This window comes from Yinghuangia sp. YIM S10712, assembly GCF_051388935.1.
Taxonomy (GTDB): Bacteria; Actinomycetota; Actinomycetes; order Streptomycetales; family Streptomycetaceae; genus Yinghuangia.
Genome location: NZ_JBPKBI010000010.1, coordinates 81,388 through 99,176 on the forward strand (window position 1 = coordinate 81,388; position 17,789 = coordinate 99,176).

General features: G+C 69.2%; 12 protein-coding genes and 3 pseudogenes. 9 read left to right on the plus strand and 6 right to left on the minus strand.

From position 1 onward, the window contains the following. Nucleotides 1-49: 49 nt before the first annotated feature. Nucleotides 50-1,831, minus strand: coding sequence for a PucR family transcriptional regulator (locus ACRX5W_RS20485; RefSeq protein WP_436789679.1), 1,782 nt, complete (start codon nt 1,829-1,831; stop codon nt 50-52). 580 nt (nt 1,832-2,411) lie between these two features. Here ACRX5W_RS20485 and dnaK point away from each other — a divergent pair. The 8 genes from dnaK to ACRX5W_RS20525 all read left to right on the plus strand — a co-directional run bounded on the left by dnaK (nt 2,412) and on the right by ACRX5W_RS20525 (nt 11,493). Further along, nucleotides 2,412-4,304, plus strand: coding sequence for a molecular chaperone DnaK (gene dnaK / locus ACRX5W_RS20490; protein ID WP_436789680.1), 1,893 nt, complete (start codon nt 2,412-2,414; stop codon nt 4,302-4,304). A gap of 8 nt (nt 4,305-4,312) precedes the next feature. Then, on the plus strand, nt 4,313-4,924 hold the full coding sequence (locus tag ACRX5W_RS20495) for a nucleotide exchange factor GrpE (protein WP_436789681.1): 612 nt from the start codon (nt 4,313-4,315) through the stop codon (nt 4,922-4,924). A 6-nt stretch (nt 4,925-4,930) separates the two neighbouring features. After that, entirely contained in the window at nt 4,931-5,884 is a 954-nt protein-coding gene (locus ACRX5W_RS20500) for a DnaJ C-terminal domain-containing protein (RefSeq protein ID WP_436789682.1), read from the plus strand. After that, the gene (locus ACRX5W_RS20505; protein ID WP_436789683.1) at nt 5,881-6,288 is read left to right on the plus strand and encodes a chaperone modulator CbpM; all 408 of its coding nucleotides are present in this window, start codon (nt 5,881-5,883) and stop codon (nt 6,286-6,288) included. The genes ACRX5W_RS20500 and ACRX5W_RS20505 overlap by 4 nt, the downstream gene beginning before the upstream one ends. Then, nucleotides 6,279-8,918: an ATP-dependent chaperone ClpB gene (clpB, locus tag ACRX5W_RS20510; protein WP_436789684.1), complete on the plus strand. Its 2,640-nt coding sequence runs from the start codon at nt 6,279-6,281 to the stop codon at nt 8,916-8,918. Before ACRX5W_RS20505 ends, clpB begins: the two co-directional genes overlap by 10 nt. Next, on the plus strand, nt 8,915-9,355 hold the full coding sequence (gene trxA / locus ACRX5W_RS20515) for a thioredoxin (protein ID WP_436789685.1): 441 nt from the start codon (nt 8,915-8,917) through the stop codon (nt 9,353-9,355). The genes clpB and trxA overlap by 4 nt, the downstream gene beginning before the upstream one ends. A gap of 120 nt (nt 9,356-9,475) precedes the next feature. Next, complete coding sequence (locus ACRX5W_RS20520) at nt 9,476-9,739, plus strand: UBP-type zinc finger domain-containing protein (RefSeq protein WP_436789686.1); 264 nt, start codon at nt 9,476-9,478, stop codon at nt 9,737-9,739. After that, nucleotides 9,739-11,493 (plus strand): FAD-dependent oxidoreductase, encoded by a 1,755-nt coding sequence (locus ACRX5W_RS20525; protein ID WP_436789687.1) that lies wholly within the window; start codon nt 9,739-9,741, stop codon nt 11,491-11,493. The genes ACRX5W_RS20520 and ACRX5W_RS20525 overlap by 1 nt, the downstream gene beginning before the upstream one ends. An 866-nt stretch (nt 11,494-12,359) precedes the next feature. Here the strand turns inward: ACRX5W_RS20525 and ACRX5W_RS20530 are convergent. The 4 genes and pseudogenes from ACRX5W_RS20530 to ACRX5W_RS20545 form a co-directional block, all read right to left on the minus strand. Continuing rightward, nucleotides 12,360-12,578 (minus strand): annotated as a pseudogene (locus ACRX5W_RS20530) (TerD family protein); the annotation flags it as partial. 109 nt (nt 12,579-12,687) lie between these two features. Further along, a pseudogene (locus tag ACRX5W_RS20535) lies at nt 12,688-12,885 on the minus strand (TerD family protein); the annotation flags it as partial. Between the two features lie 1,138 nt (nt 12,886-14,023). Beyond that, the gene (locus tag ACRX5W_RS20540; protein ID WP_436789688.1) at nt 14,024-14,479 is read right to left on the minus strand and encodes a tellurite resistance TerB family protein; all 456 of its coding nucleotides are present in this window, start codon (nt 14,477-14,479) and stop codon (nt 14,024-14,026) included. 465 nt (nt 14,480-14,944) lie between these two features. Further along, nucleotides 14,945-16,282 (minus strand): hemolysin family protein, encoded by a 1,338-nt coding sequence (locus tag ACRX5W_RS20545; protein WP_436789689.1) that lies wholly within the window; start codon nt 16,280-16,282, stop codon nt 14,945-14,947. A gap of 937 nt (nt 16,283-17,219) precedes the next feature. On the opposite strand from ACRX5W_RS20545, the gene ACRX5W_RS20550 reads away from it, so the two are divergent. Beyond that, nucleotides 17,220-17,516, plus strand: a complete 297-nt coding sequence (locus ACRX5W_RS20550; RefSeq protein WP_436789690.1) for an STAS domain-containing protein — start codon at nt 17,220-17,222, stop codon at nt 17,514-17,516. Between the two features lie 62 nt (nt 17,517-17,578). On the opposite strand, the pseudogene ACRX5W_RS20555 reads toward ACRX5W_RS20550, so the two are convergent. Beyond that, nucleotides 17,579-17,789: pseudogene (locus ACRX5W_RS20555) on the minus strand (hypothetical protein); the annotation flags it as partial.

Sequence of the window (17,789 nt, forward strand, 5' to 3'; positions counted from 1 at the left end):
ACGCACGACACCGACAACGTGCCGCCCCGCCGCGCCGTCCTGCGGGGTGTCAGCTGCGTCCGTTCAACACGATCTTCCACACTCGGGTGGCCACCTGGAGGTTGAGCCGGTCCTCGACGTTCGCGAGGTCGTTGCCGCTGATGTCGCGGATGCGCTGGAGGCGGTAGCGGAGCGTGCTGCGGTGGATCGCGAGGGATTCGGCGGTCTCGTCGTAGTTGCCGCCGCAGTCGAAGTACCGGGCCAGGGTCGCCACCATGGCCGTGTGGTGTCGGGAGTCGTAGTCGATGAGCTGCCCGAGCCACTCGCGCACGAACGTCTCCAGTTCCCGGCGATCGTTGCCGGGTCCCAGGATGCGGTACAGGCCCAACTCGTCGTAGAACGTCGTGCCGTAGCGCTCGCGGGAGTGGCGGCGCACCTCCAGGGCGCGCTGCGCCTCCTGGTAGCGGTGGGGGATGTCGTCCGGGGAGTCGCACGGGCCGCTCACCCCGATCGCCCCGGACGGTGTCCCGGTCTCCCGGGCGAGAGCCTCGTACAGCGCGCGGGCGTGCGGCCTGTCGTCGGCGACGAGGACCACGTGGTCGGATCGCCGGGTCAGCAGGGAGCGCATGCCCACGGCGGAGGCCGCCCGGTCCACGGTCTGCGCGAAGGAATCATCCGAAGCCCGGTTCGACCACTGCGCCACGACGACGTAGTGGCTGCGGCGCAGGTCGTGTCCCACGGCCTCGGACCGGGCGTAGGCGCTCTCCTCATCTGCCCCTGCCAGGAGGTCGTCGACCAGCTCCCGCCGCAGCCTCAGCTCAACTTCGGCCAGATTGCGCAGGTGCGCCAGCTCCCAGGCGAGTGACCTGGCGGCGTTTTCCAGCGCAAGCACGGTGTGTTCGTCGGCCTCGCCCTCGGTATCGACCAGGGCCAGTACGCCCAGGATCTCGCCGTGCGGGCGGACCAGGGTGATCAGCCGGTCCTTGATCCGCACGGGTCCGATCTCCCGGGCGGCGGCGTGCAGCATTTCGTCCTGGCGCACGCGGTCCGGTTCCGGGTAGGGGTCGGGGCGGTCGGGGCCGCTCCAGGCTCTCAGCCGGCCGAAGCGGTCCTCGACCAGCGCGGGGAGTCCGGTGAGTCCGTGCAGTGCGCGGGTGACGGCCTCCGCGCCGCCGCCCGAGGCGGCCGCGTCGGTCATGAGCGCATGGACGGCCTGCTGGTACCCCAGCTCGGCGACGACGGAGACCAGCCGCTGCTGGAGGGCTGTGCGTTCCTCCTTGAGCCGGTGCAGCTCCAGCGCGTCCTCGTGTCGGCGGCGGTGGGCGTAGGCGACCGACAGAGCGGCGGCGGTGTGCCGGACGAGCGTGGCCAGCAGGGATCGCTCGGCCTCGGTGGGCCGGGAGTGGGACGTCACCACGAGGTAGCCGTGGAGTCCCTCGGGGCCGCGCAGCCCCAGAGCTCGGCTCCAGAGCCTGCCGGGTAGGGCCACAGGGCCGTCCTGCCCGGCCAGCTCCCGCACCGTCCGGTCGACGGCCGGGGTGTGGATCTGCCCGGCCCTCGGACTGGGGACCAGATCGCCGTCCACCCTCAGGTATCCGGCTTCGGCGCTGTATGGCCCGACGGCGGCTGTGCGGTCCATGGCCAGGCGCAGGATCTCGCCTTCGTCCCGGGCGTCGAACAGGGCGCGGGAGAGCGCCGTCAGTTCGTGGAGGGCACGGTCGGCCGAGGTTGGAGCAGGTGGGCGGCGCCCTCTCCGCGTGGCCGTGGCGTGCCGCTCGCCGCAACCCAGGGGAAGGCCGCCCTCCCCGTCGGAGCGGTGGCGGTACAGGGTGTGCACCCTGCCGACGGCCATGGGATCACTCCGTTCTCTCCGGGCTTCGAAAGGGCGAGCGGCGTTCCGGGGGCCCGCTCCGGGCCGGGTTGTCCGAGACGTTCGGATGCTTCCTCTCATACTCGTGGGACGAGCGGGCACGTGCATTTCCGACCCGCCAGGGGCAGGCGTGTAGCCACTGGGCTCGTAATCCTGGAACGTGTTCGAAACCCTTCGTGCGCGCGGGCAGGCAGGGCTGGCTGGTGACCGAGCGGCATTGCGGGTCCGGTCGCCGCCGCAGAACGCGCTCACGACGCCGAACGCGCCGTTGGCTGCCACTCCACGGGTGACTTCGGGGCTGCGCTTCACGTCCACGGTGGGCGGTGCGCGTCGTGGTCGTGGTGTCCCGACCAGCGGGGTGTGGGACCTCGTGAACCGGCTCAGCCCATCGTCTCCGCCCTTGGCGGGCTGAGCTTCGGAGCGGCCGTCCGTGCGCTGTCGGGCATGTTGCCGCACGTCCCTGCGAAGCGCTCGCCGCGGCGCGCTGCAGCCCCCGGCGGAGGTTCCACCCAATACCCGGAGAGTCGGCGCGGCCGCCCGCGCCGGGAGGGAGAAGTTCCCCATGGCCAAGGCAGTGGGTATCGACTTGGGCACCACCAACTCGGTGATCGCCGTGTGGGAGGGCGGCGAGCCGTCCGTCGTGCCCAACAGCGAGGGCAACCGCACGACGCCGTCCGTGGTGGCCTTCACCGAAACCGGCGAGCGCCTGGTGGGCCAGCTGGCCCGGCGCCAGGCGATTCTCAACCCGAAGGGCACCATCTACTCGGCCAAGCGGTTCGTCGGCCGGCATTTCGACGAGATCTCCGACGAGGCCAAAGCGGTGGCGTACGACGTCGTCGAGGGCGATGGCGGGGCGGCCCGCTTCAAGGTGCGCGACAAGCTGTACGCGCCTGAGGAGATCAGCGCTCAGGTGCTGCGCAAACTCGCCGACGACGCCGGCAAGCAACTGGGGGAACGGGTCACGGAGGCGGTCATCACGGTGCCCGCCTACTTCAACGACGCCCAGCGCACCGCCACCAAGGACGCCGGACGGATCGCGGGCCTGGAGGTGCTGCGGATCATCAACGAGCCGACGGCGGCCGCCCTCGCGTACGGCATGGACAAGAAGCAGCACGAGACCGTCCTCGTCTTCGACCTGGGCGGCGGCACCTTCGACGTGAGCATCCTCGACGTCGGCGACGGCGTGGTGGAGGTGCGCTCCACCGCCGGCGACAGCCACCTGGGCGGCGACGACTTCGACCGGCGTCTGGTGGATTACCTCGCGGATGACTTCCAGAAGGAGAACGGCATCGACCTGCGTAAGGACCCGCAGGCGCTGCAGCGGCTGTTCGAGGCGGCGGAGAAGGCCAAGACGGAGCTCAGTTCGGTGACGCAGACGCAGGTCAGCCTGCCGTTCGTCACCGCGGACGCTTCGGGCCCCAAGCACCTCACCGACTCGGTCATGCGGTCCACGTTCGAGCAGATCACCAGCGACCTGGTGGAGCGCTGCCTGGGCCCGGTCCAGCAGGCGATGGCCGACGCCAAGGTCGGTGAGAGCGACATCGACGAGGTCATCCTCGTGGGTGGCTCCACGCGTATCCCGGCGGTCCAGGCCCTGGTCCGTCGGTTGACCGGCGGCAAGGAACCCAACATGAGCGTCAACCCCGACGAGGTCGTGGCCCTGGGTGCCGCGATCCAGGCCGGGGTGCTCAAGGGCGAGGTGAAGGACGTCCTGCTGCTCGATGTCACACCGTTGTCGCTGGGCGTGGAGACGCGCGGCGGAGTGATGACGAAGATCATCGAGCGGAACACCACGATCCCGGTGCGCCGCACCGAGACCTTCTCGACCGCCGAGGACAACCAGCCGGCCGTCGACGTGGTGGTCCTCCAGGGCGAGCGCGAGCGGGCCGCCGACAACCGGGTGCTCGGCCGGTTCCAGCTCACCGACATCCGACCGGCGCCGCGGGGCGAACCACAGGTCGAGGTCACGTTCGACATCGACGCCAACGGCATCCTCAATGTCACGGCCCGCGACCGGGACACCGGCAAGGAACAGGGCATCACCATCAGCGAGAGCTCCAACCTGGACCGCGGCGAGGTCGAACGCATGGTCCAGGAGGCCGAGCGCAACCAGGGCCAGGACCAGGCACTCCGCGAGGCCGTCGACGCCCGCAACGAACTCGACGCTGTCGCGTACCAGGTCGAAAAGCGCCTCGCCGAACTGGGCGACGCGGCACCCGCGCACGAGAAGGCACGCGCCGAGATGCTCGTGTCCGACGCGCGGGCGGCGATCAAGGAAGAGGCGGGCGTGGAGCGCGTGCGGCCCCTGACCTCCGAACTCCAGCAGGCGCTCGCCGGGTTGGCGACCCGTCAGGGCGCCGCCACGGACGGTCCCGGCCAGGACGCCGCCTCGGGCGGTACCACGAGTGCCGGTGGCGGCGACGATGTCATCGACGCCGAGTTCGACAAGGAGTGAGGTGCGCCATGCGCAGCCACTCCCAAGAACCGGACCGGGCCGCATCGGATCCGGTCGAACCGGACCCCGAAGGCGCCGCGCGTCCTCCTCGCGGGGATTTGCCGCACCCTGACCCGCAGCCCCCGCGGGAAGCGGCGAACGATGAACCTGGCCCCGACGCCGCCGGCCCCGCGCCTGCCGAGGACGAGACCACCACCGCGATACAGGAACTGGAGGACCGCTGGCGGCGCGCGCTCGCCGACCTCGACAACCTGCGCAAACGCCACGCGCGGGAACTGGAGCGGGAACGGGCGGCTGAGCGGTCCCGCACGGCGGCCGCTTTCCTGCCCGTCCTGGACAACCTCGAACTCGCCCTGACCCATGCCGACGCCGAACCGGGCGCGGTCGTGGAGGGCGTCCGCGCCGTACGCGATCAGGCGGTGAACGTCCTCGAACTGCTCGGCTACCCGCGGCGGGTGGAGACAGGTGTCGCCTTCGACCCGGCCCGGCACGAAGTGGTCGGCGTCGTCCAGGCCCCCGACGCCGAACCGGGCACGGTCGTCGACGTGTTGCGCCCGGGCTACGGGGACGGCGAACGGCAGCTCAGGCCCGCCGCCGTGACCGTCGCCAAGCGGGAGTGAGCGGTCATGGCACAGGACTTCTACGAGGTGCTGGGCGTGTCGCGGACCGCGAACCAGGACGAGATCCAGCAGGCGTACCGCAAGCTCGCCCGGAAGCACCATCCCGACGTCAACAAGGACCCGGGGGCGGAGGAGCGCTTCAAGGACCTCAACGAGGCCTACAGCGTCCTGTCGGACCCGAAGACCCGGGCCCGCTACGACCGCTTCGGCGAGGACTTCCGCAAGATCCCCGAGGACTTCGACGAACGGGTCGCGGCCGGCGCGGGCGGCGGCTTCCGCGCTCGGGGGACCGCGGGCGCGGGCGGCCCCCGTGTCCGGTACGGCACCGGCTTCGGCGACGACTTCGCCGGGGAAGGCGTCGACATCGAGGACCTGCTCGGCTCGCTCTTCGGGGCAGGCGCCACCCCCTCGGGTGTACCGGGAGCCGATCAGGAGGCCGAACTGCCCCTCACCGTCGAGGAGGCGTACAGGGGCGGCCGGCGCACCGTCACGCTCGCCGGTCCCACCGGGCAGCCGCGGCGGTACGAGGTCGCCGTCCCGCCGGGCGTGACCGACGGGCAGCGCATCCGGCTGACGGGCGAGGGCGGCCGGGGCGGTGGTGACGCCCCCGCGGGCGACCTGTACCTGCGGGTGCGTATCCGGCCCCACCCCCGGTTCCGGCTGGACGGCCGCGACGTGCACGTCGACGTCCCGGTCGCCCCCTGGGAGGCGGCCCTGGGCGCGACTGTGCCGGTGCCCACCCCCAGCGGCGGCACGGCCAAGGTCACCGTGCCCGCGGGCTCGTCCAGCGGCCGACGGCTGCGGCTGCGCGGCGAAGGCATGCCGAACCCTCGTGGCGCGAACGGCGACCTGTACGCCGAACTCCGCGTCACGGTGCCGCCCACCCTCGACGACCGGGAGCGCGAACTGTTCGAAGAACTCGCCGCCACCTCCTCGTTCGACCCCAGGAGGACGCCATGAACGACCGACCCGCAGGAACAGCAGGCAGCGTCCGGGCCGGCGCGGGCGACCGTCCGGTACACCCGGGCGCACACGTCACCGCACCGACGGCTGCCCGGTACGCGCTTGTGCCTGTCCCCAAGCTCTCCCTGCACGCCGTGGCCCGACGCTCGGGGCTCCACCCCGATCTGATCCGCCGGTTCGTCGCCCTCGGCCTGGTCGACGCCGAACGCGACGCCGCGGGGCACCTGGTGTTCGACCCCACGGCCCCGGCGGTCCTCGCCCGCGTTCAGCGGCTGCGTTCCGGACTCTGCCTCAACTACGCATCCATCGGCTTGGTGCTCGACCTGCTCGACCGCATCAGCCTGCTCGAAGCCGCCCTGCGCGGGCGCGGTACGAGGAGTGAACCACCCCCATGGACATGAACCGCCTCACCCAGAAGTCCCAGGAAGCCCTCCAGGAAGCCCAGTCCGCGGCGGTCCGCATGGGGCAGACCGAGGTCGACGGGGAACACCTGCTGCTCGCACTTCTCGATCAGCAGGACGGTCTGATCCCGCGGTTGCTGCAACAGGCCGGCACCGATCCGGAAGGACTCCGCGCGGCCGTACGCGAGGAACTCTCCCGCCGCCCGAAGGTCACCGGTCCCGGCGCGACACCCGGCCAGGTCTTCGTCACCCAGCGCCTCGCCCGCCTGCTCGATGCCGCCGAACGGGAGGCCAAACGCCTCAAGGACGAGTACGTGTCCGTGGAGCACCTCCTGCTCGCCCTGGCCGAGGAGGGCTCTGCAACCACCGCCGGACGACTGCTCAAACAGGCCGGCATCACCACGGGCTCGTTCCTGGACGCGCTCACCCAGGTCCGCGGCAACCAGCGCGTCACCTCCGCCAACCCCGAAGTGGCCTACGAGGCTCTGGAGAAGTACGGCCGCGATCTCGTCGCCGAGGCCAGGGGCGGCAGGCTCGACCCGGTCATCGGCCGGGACGCCGAGATCCGCCGCGTCACCCAGATCCTCAGCCGCAAGTCCAAGAACAACCCCGTCCTCATCGGCGATCCCGGCGTCGGCAAGACCGCCGTCGTCGAGGGCCTCGCCCAGCGCATCGTCCGCGGCGACGTGCCCGAAGGACTCCGCGACAAGATCGTGTTCGCCCTCGACATGGGCTCCTTGGTCGCCGGCGCCAAGTACCGCGGTGAGTTCGAGGAACGCCTCAAGGCCGTGCTGTCCGAGGTGAAGGCCGCCCAGGGCCGAATCCTGCTCTTCGTCGACGAACTGCACACCGTCGTGGGAGCCGGCGCCGCCGAAGGCGCCATGGACGCGGGCAACATGCTCAAGCCGATGCTCGCGCGCGGCGAACTGCACATGATCGGCGCGACCACCCTCGACGAGTACCGCAAGCACATCGAGAAGGACGCCGCCCTCGAACGCCGCTTCCAGCAGGTCCTGATCGACGAACCGAACGTGGAGGACACCATCTCCATCCTGCGCGGACTACGCGAACGCCTGGAGGTCTTCCACGGCGTGAAGATCCAGGACACCGCGCTGGTGTCCGCGGCCACCCTCAGCCACCGCTACATCACCGACCGGTTCCTGCCCGACAAGGCCATCGACCTCGTCGACGAGGCATGCGCCCGGCTGCGCACCGAGATCGACTCGATGCCCGCCGAACTCGACGAGATCACCCGCCGCGTCACCCGCCTGGAGATCGAGGAGGCGGCCCTGTCCAAGGAGACCGATCCCGCCAGCGAAGCCCGCCTTGAGGAGCTGCGCAGGGAGCTGGCCGACCTGCGCGGCGAGGCCGACGCCAAACACGCCCAGTGGGAGGCCGAACGGCAGGCGATCCGCCGCGTGCAGGAACTGCGCCAGGAACTGGAGCAGGTCCGCCACGAGGCGGAGGAGGCCGAACGCGCCTACGACCTCAACCGCGCCGCCGAACTGCGCTACGGCCGCCTCCAGGACCTGGAGCGCCGGCTCGCCGCGGAAGAGGAGCAACTGGCCGCCAAACAGGGCCAGAACCGGCTGCTGCGCGAGGTCGTCACCGAGGAGGAGATCGCCGAGATCGTCGCCGCCTGGACCGGAATCCCCGTCGCCCGCCTCCAGGAAGGCGAACGCGAGAAGCTCCTGCGCCTGGACGAGATCCTGCGCGAGCGCGTCATCGGCCAGGACGAGGCCGTCAAGCTCGTCGCCGACGCCGTCATCCGCGCCCGCTCCGGCATCCGTGACCCCCGCCGGCCCATCGGGTCGTTCATCTTCCTCGGCCCCACCGGCGTCGGGAAGACCGAGCTGGCCAAGACCCTCGCCCGGGCCCTGTTCGACTCCGAGGAGAACATGGTCCGCCTCGACATGAGCGAGTACCAGGAACGGCACACCGTCAGCCGGCTGATGGGAGCCCCGCCCGGATACGTCGGCTACGAGGAGGGCGGTCAGCTCACCGAGGCCATACGCCGTAAGCCGTACTCGGTCGTGCTGTTCGACGAGATCGAAAAAGCGCACACCGATGTCTTCAACACCCTGCTGCAGATCCTCGACGACGGCCGCATCACCGATGCCCAGGGCCGCACCGTCGACTTCCGCAACACCGTGATCATCATGACGTCGAACATCGGCTCCGAGCACCTCCTCGACGGCGCCACCGCCGAGGGTGAGATCAAGCCGGACGCCCGCGCCCTGGTGATGGGCGAGTTGCGCGGGCATTTCCGCCCCGAGTTCCTCAACCGCGTCGACGACATCGTGCTGTTCAAGCCGCTCGGCGAGCGGCAGATCGAACGGATCGTGGAACTGCAGTTCGACGAGCTGCGGCAGCGGCTCGCCGAACGCCGCATCACCGTCGAACTCACCGACGCCGCCCGTGAATTGATCGCCCATCAGGGCTACGACCCGGTGTACGGGGCCCGGCCGCTGCGGCGCTACATCTCCCACGAGGTCGAGACACTGGTCGGACGCGCCCTGCTGCGCGGCGACGTCCAGGACGGCGCGACGGTCCGCGTCGACGCCGAGCACGGAGAGCTCGTGGTGACCTACGACCAACAGGAGGGGGCCCGGGAGACGAGGGCGACGTGAACACCACCCGGACGACGACGGTGACGTGTCCCAACTGCGGGCGCGGCAACCGAATTCCCGTGGCCGCCAGAGGGCGCCCCAAATGCGGCCACTGCAAGCAGCCCCTGCCCTGGATCGTCGACGCGGGCGACGACGATTTCGCCGAGGTCGCCGACAACGCCACTCAGCCGGTCCTCGTCGACCTCTGGGCCACTTGGTGCGGACCCTGCCGCATGGTCAGCCCCGCCCTCGAACAGGTCGCCCGGGACCTCGCCGGACAGATCAAGCTCGTCAAGGTCGACGTCGACAAGAACCCACGGCTCAGTCGGCGCTTCGAGGTGCAGGCGGTGCCGACCCTGCTCGTCCTGGACAAAGGCGAGACGGTCGCCCGGCAGGCCGGCGCGGCACCCGCGCACGTCCTGCGCTCGTGGGTCGAGCAGGCGATGGCGAGCCGGTGAACCACCGCAGAAGGTGAACACGATGGTCGGGTCGGCGCCTCCTCTCGGAACCGCACTGCCGGATGGAGGAACCCAACGCGGACCGCGGCCGAGCAGCCCCATCCACGGAAGGAGCCCCTCATGACCACGATTCCCGACCCTCACCTGGCGATGGTGCGCCCCGTGACACCGCGTACCCCGCAGGGCTGTGAGGAGTGCCTCAGAGAGCACTCCCCGTGGGTGCACCTACGGCTCTGCCTCAGCTGCGGGCACGTCGGCTGCTGCGACTCCTCGCCCCTCAAGCACGCCAGGCGACACGCGGGTGACGCCGGGCACCCCATCGTGCAGTCCTTCCAGCCGGGAGAGGACTGGCGCTGGTGCTACGTCCACGAGGCCATGGTCTGATGAGCACCGCCGAGCACGAGAACGGTGCGGTCCGCGAGACACCGGACCGATACGGGGCCTTCCCGCGCCTGACACCGGAGCAGCTCCGGGACCTGGCCGCGCACGGTGAACGCCGCAGAACCACCGAAGGCGAAGTGCTGTACCAAGAGGGTGAGCCGTTCCGGGAGTTCCTCGTGATCCTCAGTGGGAGGGTCGAGATCCTCCACGACCATGGCGGGCCCGACGAGCGCACGGTGGCGGTCCACGGACCCGGCAGATTCCTGGGTGAACTCGGGCTCCTTGAAGGCCAGGCGGCGTTCGACACCGCCGTGGTGCGCGAAGCGGGCGAGATCCTGGCCGTACCGGTGGAGCGGCAACGCGCCCTGGTCGGCCGCGACCCCGTCCTCGGCGACCTGATCCTCCGCGCCTACCTGTGCCGCAGGTATCTGCTCATCGGGCTGGGCGCCGGCTTCCGGATCCTGGGGTCGTGCTATTCGCCGGACACAGTGCGGCTGCGTGAGTTCGCCGCCCGCAACCGGTTGCCCCACCGCTGGGTGGACCTGGAGAAGGACAAGGAGGCGGAGGCGCTGCTGCGCCGGTTCGCCATCCGCCCCGAGGAGACTCCGGTGGTCCTCTGGAAGGGCGAGCGGGTGCTGCGCAATCCGACCAACGCCGAACTCGCCCGGCTCATCGGACTGCCCGCCCCCTCGCCGGAGGCGGGGCGGTGCGACGTGATAGTGGTCGGTGCCGGCCCCGCGGGACTCGCCGCCGCCGTGTACGGCGCCTCCGACGGCCTCACCACGGTCGCCGTCGACGCCGTGGCCGCCGGAGGCCAGGCCGCCACCTCGTCTCGCATCGAGAACTACCTCGGCTTCCCATCAGGGATCTCCGGAGGCGAGCTCATCGAACGCGCGGTGCTTCAGGCCCACAAGTTCGGCGCCCGCCTCATGGTGCCGGCCCAGGTCAGCGAACTCACCCCCCAGGACGACGGGTATGTGGTCACCTTCACGGACGGGTCCCGGACTCGGGCCGGCACCGTCGTGCTCGCCTCGGGAGTGTCCTATCGCAGGCTCGAAGTGCCCGGCATCGACCGCCTGGAGGGCGTCAGCGTCTACTACGCCGCGACCGTCCAAGAGGCGAGTCTCTGCCAAGGGGATCCGGTTGCCGTCGTCGGCGGCGGGAACTCCGCCGGTCAGGCGGCGCTGTTCCTCGCGAACCACGTCTCCACGGTCTACCTCCTCGTCCGGGGTGGTGACCTCAACGCGGACATGTCGCGCTACCTGGTGGACCAGGTCGAACGCCACCCGAAGATCGAGGTGCTGCTCCACACCGAAGTCCGGGGCATCACCGGGGAAGAGAAGCTGGAGTCCCTGACCGTGGAGGACAACGCAAGCAGCGACCGCCGGGAACTGCGGGTCGCAGCGCTGTTCGTGTTCATCGGGGCCCGGCCGCGTACGGAATGGCTCAGGGGCGTGCTGGCCTTGGACGAGAAGGGCTTCGTCCTCACCGGCGCCGACGCCCAGGCGGCGGCCGACACGACCCGGTGGGACCCGCTCGGCCGTGGTCCGTTGCTGCTGGAGACAACCCTCCCCGGGGTCTTTGCCGCCGGCGACGTCAGGAGCGGCTCGGTCAAACGGGTGGCCTCGGCGACCGGTGAGGGCGCCATGGCGATCCGCCTCGTGCACGAGCACCGGGAGCAGACCGGTAACCTGGTCCGCACCGTCGGCCCCGAGGAGCATCGGCCGACGGCGGTCCAGTACGTGTCCCGGCGCTGACCCCTTGGCGGACTGCGGCCCCACCACCCGGACGCTGGCGTCGTACATCCGAGACGCGATCAAAGAGTTCTGAACGGGCCACGACACCAGAGTTGGCATGTCTGACGGGCGTCGCGTACGTCCGTGAGTTGATCACAAGCGAGAAGCGCACGCGTGCCGGTCGAGTTGCGGCGGCGCCGATGAGCTCCATGAACCAAGCCATCGCCACAATCGCCTCGTGTGGAGGGCTGCAATGTGACCGCGGTAGCCCGTTCCGCGCACCGGGTCGTGTTCACGACCACCCAGCAGCATCGCCGCTGACTGCGTCACCGTCTGTTCGGAGAGAACGAGGCACGCATCCCCGCCGGCTGATCTGTCCATGGACTTGATTCCGCCTCACAGACGTACGCCAGCCCGCTTCGGAGGGCATCCGCGCCGAGCGCTGGGTCCACGCCCACAGGTCCACTCAGCCACGCCGTGGTCGGTTCAGAAGGCAGCGAGAACGTCTCTTGCACCCATACCCAGGCGCTATATCAATTAGAATGGCGGTTGCACGTTCGATGAGTGAGCAGTTCGCACAGATGCAAACGAAGAGGCTGGGGCCAGCGATGGCCCCGTGAGACGCGCATCCACATCCGCCCGTAGTCGCCGAATTTGCGTGGAGGGCCACTCTTTCGAGGGGTGGCCCTGGGAATCATGGCGCGCTACCTTGTAATTGCGAGGCACCGTAGGGGGCTTCGGAGTGGACCGGTGGGCCGACGTAAAGTCGGTTACCCCCGGCCAGACCGGAGATGACGGTCAACTCCCCCCTCGGACACTTTCACTACGCACATAGTTGGTGCTGGCCGGGTCTCGGCCAGCACCTTTCGCGTTTCGTGCTCGTAGAGGACCGAACCCGCCGGGCCGGCAATGTTGTTGAAGAAGACGATGCGCCGGTCGGAGAGCACGCGGCCGGCTTCCGTGCACAGCAGCACCGAAGCGTCCAAGTCGAAGTCCGTGCCCGTGGTGGTGCGGACATCCCAGCCGAGACCAACCGTGATCGCGGTCAGGCCCGGCGCCTCCTTGCTCAAAGAGACATTGCCGCCCTTGTTCAGGGACACGCCCATGAAGAACCTCCGGTTTCGACTCTGCGGGTGCGGGTGTTGCCAATCGACGTAGGACGATGGGCGGCTCAGCCGACGTCCACGCCTCGGAAACGGCCATGAGGTCCGGGCTGCAGACGATGGCGGACGCGTCCAAGTCGACGTCACCACCGGCGGTTAGCCGCGCGTGCCAGCCGAGGCCGACCACGACGTCCACCAGCGCGGCCCCGTCCTGCTTGAGAACCACGTTCTCGCCTTTGGCAAGAGTGACGCCCACGGCTTCGATACTCCTTCCGCGTGTGGTCGGGTTCGTGCCCCGCGCAGCCCTCACGTCGTTGTCCTGTCAGTGGGGGCCGGCGTCGGCTCGGCAGCGGGCATCTCGGACACCTCGGGGGAACCGGCCGCACGTCAGTCGGACTGTGAGGCTGCCGTACCCGGCGCCGTGAAGCGCGCGATGGCCGTGGCACGGCAGCCGGGACAGCGGATCAGACGTTGACGCCATAGTCCTCGGCAGTCCCTGGCCGACTGCCGCGGCTGCATTCGCCGCCGCGGCAGTAGAGGCGGTCGAAGGCGACGGAGGTCGCGTCGTGGTGTCTTCGGTTCGTAGCGGCGCATCTCCGTACCGGTGGCCCGGCGGACGACGCGGACGTACGTGTCGTGCACGCGCCCGAACGTTTTGGCGTACCGCCGTCTTTCTGGTGGATGGACGCCAGGAAGACCATCGACCTGGCGGTACAGGTTCACGGCCATCCGGCAAGCCCCCTGAGAACGATGGCGTTCGTCATCACTGCCGGACACGGCTCCGCCGCGCGTCAGAAACGCGCCGACCGAAGCCCTCTCCGGACTCCTTTGAATCTACAACATTGTAGATGTCGGATACCTGTGCCTGTGCGTTCGGAACTCCCCTGAAGTGACCGGTGATTGACCCGGATGTTGCCAGGCACCGATCGCCGTGCGGGGAAATCCCGTCGGCCTCGCTCAGGAGAGTTCTCCGCAGTCGGCGCCCAAACGCGCTCTCCCGGACTGGCGGACCGTCGGTGTATAGACGGTGCCCCCCGTGTGCCGGAAAGTCTTGCTGTTGGTGACACGGATTGCCGTGTCATCGCTCGGCGAACCGGCGTACCGTCGACGAACAAATCGGCGATCGCCGCCAACGAGACGAGCGCGACCAGCGCTTGATGTGCAAGTCGCCCGGCTCCACGCCGTTTTCGGCGACGACCGGGAAACGCCGGCAGCCGCTGTGGGCGGCCAGTTGTTCGAGCCGTCGCAGCGCCACATCCGCCGGAGTAAGGACCGGCTGATGCAGTGGCGGAACGATGTCAGCCACGGACCGCCGTCGAGGAGCCCGTCGCGGTGACCTCGTCCTTTTGCATCATCGAAGGAAAAACCTCAGGCAAAGGAAGCGTGCGTCAGCGCATATGCGTGGTGGAAGTGTGCCTTGCGTTGGATGTTTCTCCGTTGCGCCCTCGTCAGAGGTCGAACTCGGTCGGCGGGATTCCCAGAGCGAAGCACGCCTCACGGACGACGGCCCGCTCCTGGACGTCGAAGTTGCCGTCCGCGCCACCGATCAGGATGCCGATCTGGATCACCGCGCGCGCCTCGGCCGGTTTCTTCCTGGCCTTACCCACCTCTTGGAGCACCTGCACCTTGCCGATTTGGAAGTCCGTCGACAGGTGCTTCGCGTTGTCGTGGAAGCGGCGCTGCAGGTCGTCCTTGTCGAAGGTCTGCAACACCGAGTTGGACGCGATCAACTGCGCCAGCTTCGCCGTCTCGGCCTGGCCGATCGAGCCGTCGGCTGCCGCGACCAGCGCACACATCGCCATGCTCGCGTCGCGGAACGCACCGTTTGTCACATCGTTCTTCTTCGCTGCCAGGTGCGTCTGCACGTTCTGCGCGGACTGCTTGAACCTGTCCCGGAGGGCCATCTACATCTCTCCCGAAGTTGCGCCGTCGGCGATCCCGGGCGGTGGTCCGCACGGGCAGAGACAATCTACAGAAATGTAGATGGCAGCGCTGTGGGTTGCCCGCGGCGACCGGTCGACACGGCCTCACGGAGCACGGTGCTTCGATCCCGGGGCGGGAGCGGCGGGCTTCGGAATCACGGCGATGGCCACCGTGGCACTGAGCGCGGCCATCGCCGACACCGTCGCGCCAGCCGCCGCGACAAACGAGGCCGACTCAGCGCACGAACGCAGCGTGCGCCTGAACATGACCGGCGTCGAACCAAGCCCCGCCGCAACCCGGCGGGTACGTGTCCAGGCCCTGCGCTGCAGCACGGCGCGCCATCGTCGTCACAAAGCTGGTGCTACGCCAAGTAGTCCACGGCTCAAGTGCCGATGTCGTAAGCGCACGAGTCGCTGGATGCCCTCGGCGGGAACCTTCGCAGCGTCTCACTCACCGGCCTTTTCGGGGCCGGCCGTGTGCTGTGCCGACTCGGTGCGATCGGTGTCCCGATGGGAGTCCGGGTGGAGCCGGACAGCGGTGATGGCGTGGTGGTCGACGCTGGTGACCTCGATGCGCCAGTCTCCGATCTCGACGCGGTCTCCTGGACGTTCCGGGACACGGCCGAGCAGAGCGAGGGCCAGGCCGGCGATGGTGGTGTACGTGCCTGGGGGGTGGTCACCGAGGTTGATGCCGGCGTCGCGCAGGTCGTGCAAGGGGAAGGTGCCGGGCAGCCGAATCGTTCCGTCGGCCTCGGTATACGCGGATGCGGTTTCCTGCTCCGTCTCGTCGTAGATCTCTCCGACGATCTCTTCGAGCAGGTCTTCGAGGGTGACGATGCCTTCGACGGAGCCGTGTTCGTCGACCACGAGGGCGAACTGCTCGTGCGCGGCCATGAGATGTCGCAGAGCCTCCGACAGTCGCATGAAATCGGGAAGCCGGGGCGCAGGCCGGGCCATCTCGGTGACCGGCGTCGCGTCGTCGCTGGTGATCAGCTCCCGCAAGCGGACCACACCGAGAATGTCGTCCACGTGCCCGGCCGAGACGACCGGGGCACGCGAGTGACCCGCCTCAGCCAAGGCTGCGCGTGCCTCACCAGCAGTCATTCCGTCCCCAAGACCGAACACCTCGCGGCGGGGGACGAGCGCGGTACGGAGGGGGCGCTCGTGCATCTCCAAGGCGCTGGAGATGATTTCCCGCTGCTGGGCGGTCAGGCCGTGGTGGCTGATCACCATGTCCCGGAGTTCTTCGGGTGGGGGAGGTTCTTCGCGCTTGTCGGGGTTGCCGCCGAGCAGCCGGACGAGCAGGTCGGTGGCGTGGCCGAGTGCCCAGACGGCCGGACGGGAGATCTTCGCCAGGATGTGCAGGGGCGTCGCGGCCATCAGGGCCCACCGCTCGGAGAACTGCATGGCGAGGCGCTTGGGCGCCAGTTCACCGACCACCAGGGTGACGAACGTCAGGACCAGCGTCACCACCGCCACCGCCACCGGTTCGGCGGCGCCCCCGGCAAAGGAGAACAGCGGCGCCAGCGGCTCGGCGAGTGAGACAGCGGCGGTCGCCGATGCGAGGAAGCCCGCCAGGGTGATGCCGATCTGGATCGTGGCGAGGAACCTGTTGGGATTCCTGGCCAGCTCGGCCAGCCGGGCCGCGCCCCGTCCACCGCGACGCCCGATCCCCTCCAGTTGACTTTCGCGCAGGGAGATCAGCGCGATCTCGCTCCCGGCAAACAGCGCGTTGATCACGACCAGCACGCCCACCAGAGCCAAGTCGAACCCATAGCCGTCCACGGCCGCGTTCTCGCCCTCCTCTTCTCCTCGGGCCGATGCCGTGCTTCTACGGCTGCCCGCATGCGCATGGATGACTCCCGCCGCGATCAGCGCGGCACACGAGACGGACGGTGATGGTCGTGCATCCATCCGTTGCGCAGCGCGAAACGAGGAGACAGGTCAACAGCGGACTCCGGAACCCTGAGTCGCAGGATCGGCCTGCGGCCACTCCCCGGTGTGCGGGCATGCTGCGCTTCGAGCGAGGGCTCATTGCGCAGCCACAGCGCGCATGGCGACGGTGGCTTTGTACGTTTTCCGTCGATGGCGGGTCCGCGAGCGCTGGATTTGGAGATCGCGCAGTTTTGGGCGGGTCCGCCGTTCCGGCAGGAACTGGGCCCAGGACGTGGCGGTCGATGATGCCGACCAGGTCGATGAGTGCGACGGTGAAGCCAGTGCAGTCTGGGTCTGCGCCGGTGACGGCGTCCGTGGCGTCTGTCATCGCGATCCGCAGCGCCTGGCACGCGACGAGCAGCGGCCAGACCTCCCGCTGATCCCGGCCGGAGTGCGGGCGCGCGCGGGACCCGGACGCCCAGGAGCGCCGTCTCGATCTCCCGGCGTTTGGGGTAGACCGGCGCTGCACCGCGCCGATTCCCCGCCCAACTTCGCGTCCGGGATCGCGGAACGCCCAAGTCGTCACTCATCACATGACGTAGTGCTCGAAAGTCGCGCGTTACGGAGGACCCGGCAGTGCGGTACACAATTGGATACAGTGGGATTTTTTGCCTTTCTGTTATTACGAGTGCAAAATCGGGAATCCCGTTGAGGCAGGGCCTATTCCGGACGACCCGTTGGAGCGGATGCGCCCTCCGCAGCGACCTCCAAGTCCGCACTGGTCCGCTGGCACCGGAGAGGTTCAGTGATTCGCCCGTCGCGGTGGCCGTCCGTCCTTAAGCGGCGGATGGGCCACAGAGCACCGGCCTACCGGGACCGGGCTGTCGTGCGGCTGGGTGGGGAGATTGATTACAGGAACACCGCGAGAGTCCTGGGCGAACTCCGGAAGGCCGCAACCCGCGCTTCGATTCTGGAAATAGACCTGTCCAATGTCACGCTGATCACCAGCGATGGGGCGATGATCTTCTTTGACCTCGTGCGGTCTGCCCCGTCGGGCCTGCGGGTGGAGATTTCTGGCGCCACAGATGCTGTTCGTCGTCGGCTGAGCAGCTTGGGCGTGGACCACTTCGTCCATTACGTTTAGCCACTTTGACTGAGCGAAGTACGGATTTCCCGCCGACCGCATGGCGGTGTGCTCTTACCTCTTGCCTTGCCCGACCGCAGCAGCAGCGTCATGGCCGGTTCACCCGTGCCGCTCGGTCCGCGGTCGGCGAACGCGACCAGCGGGTGGTGGCCGAACGTCTTCTTCCGCGTCGGGGCGGCATCCTGCTTGTCGGAGTCTGCCAGGACCACCAGGACCCTATCGATGTCCACGGTCACCGCGCCGGGCGCGGGGGGGGGGGGGGGGGGGGGGGGG

Bases quoted from the DNA above. Each gene is read 5' to 3' on its own strand.
- ACRX5W_RS20500 (WP_436789682.1), top strand. From the start codon at position 4,931: ATGGCACAGGACTTCTACGAGGTGCTGGGCGTGTCGCGGACCGCGAAC.
- ACRX5W_RS20540 (WP_436789688.1), bottom strand. From the start codon at position 14,479: ATGGCCCTCCGGGACAGGTTCAAGCAGTCCGCGCAGAACGTGCAGACG.
- ACRX5W_RS20520 (WP_436789686.1), top strand. From the start codon at position 9,476: ATGACCACGATTCCCGACCCTCACCTGGCGATGGTGCGCCCCGTGACA.
- ACRX5W_RS20495 (WP_436789681.1), top strand. From the start codon at position 4,313: ATGCGCAGCCACTCCCAAGAACCGGACCGGGCCGCATCGGATCCGGTC.
- ACRX5W_RS20485 (WP_436789679.1), bottom strand. From the start codon at position 1,831: ATGGCCGTCGGCAGGGTGCACACCCTGTACCGCCACCGCTCCGACGGG.
- ACRX5W_RS20550 (WP_436789690.1), top strand. From the start codon at position 17,220: ATGGGCCACAGAGCACCGGCCTACCGGGACCGGGCTGTCGTGCGGCTG.
- dnaK (WP_436789680.1), top strand. From the start codon at position 2,412: ATGGCCAAGGCAGTGGGTATCGACTTGGGCACCACCAACTCGGTGATC.
- ACRX5W_RS20505 (WP_436789683.1), top strand. From the start codon at position 5,881: ATGAACGACCGACCCGCAGGAACAGCAGGCAGCGTCCGGGCCGGCGCG.
- clpB (WP_436789684.1), top strand. From the start codon at position 6,279: ATGGACATGAACCGCCTCACCCAGAAGTCCCAGGAAGCCCTCCAGGAA.
- ACRX5W_RS20525 (WP_436789687.1), top strand. From the start codon at position 9,739: ATGAGCACCGCCGAGCACGAGAACGGTGCGGTCCGCGAGACACCGGAC.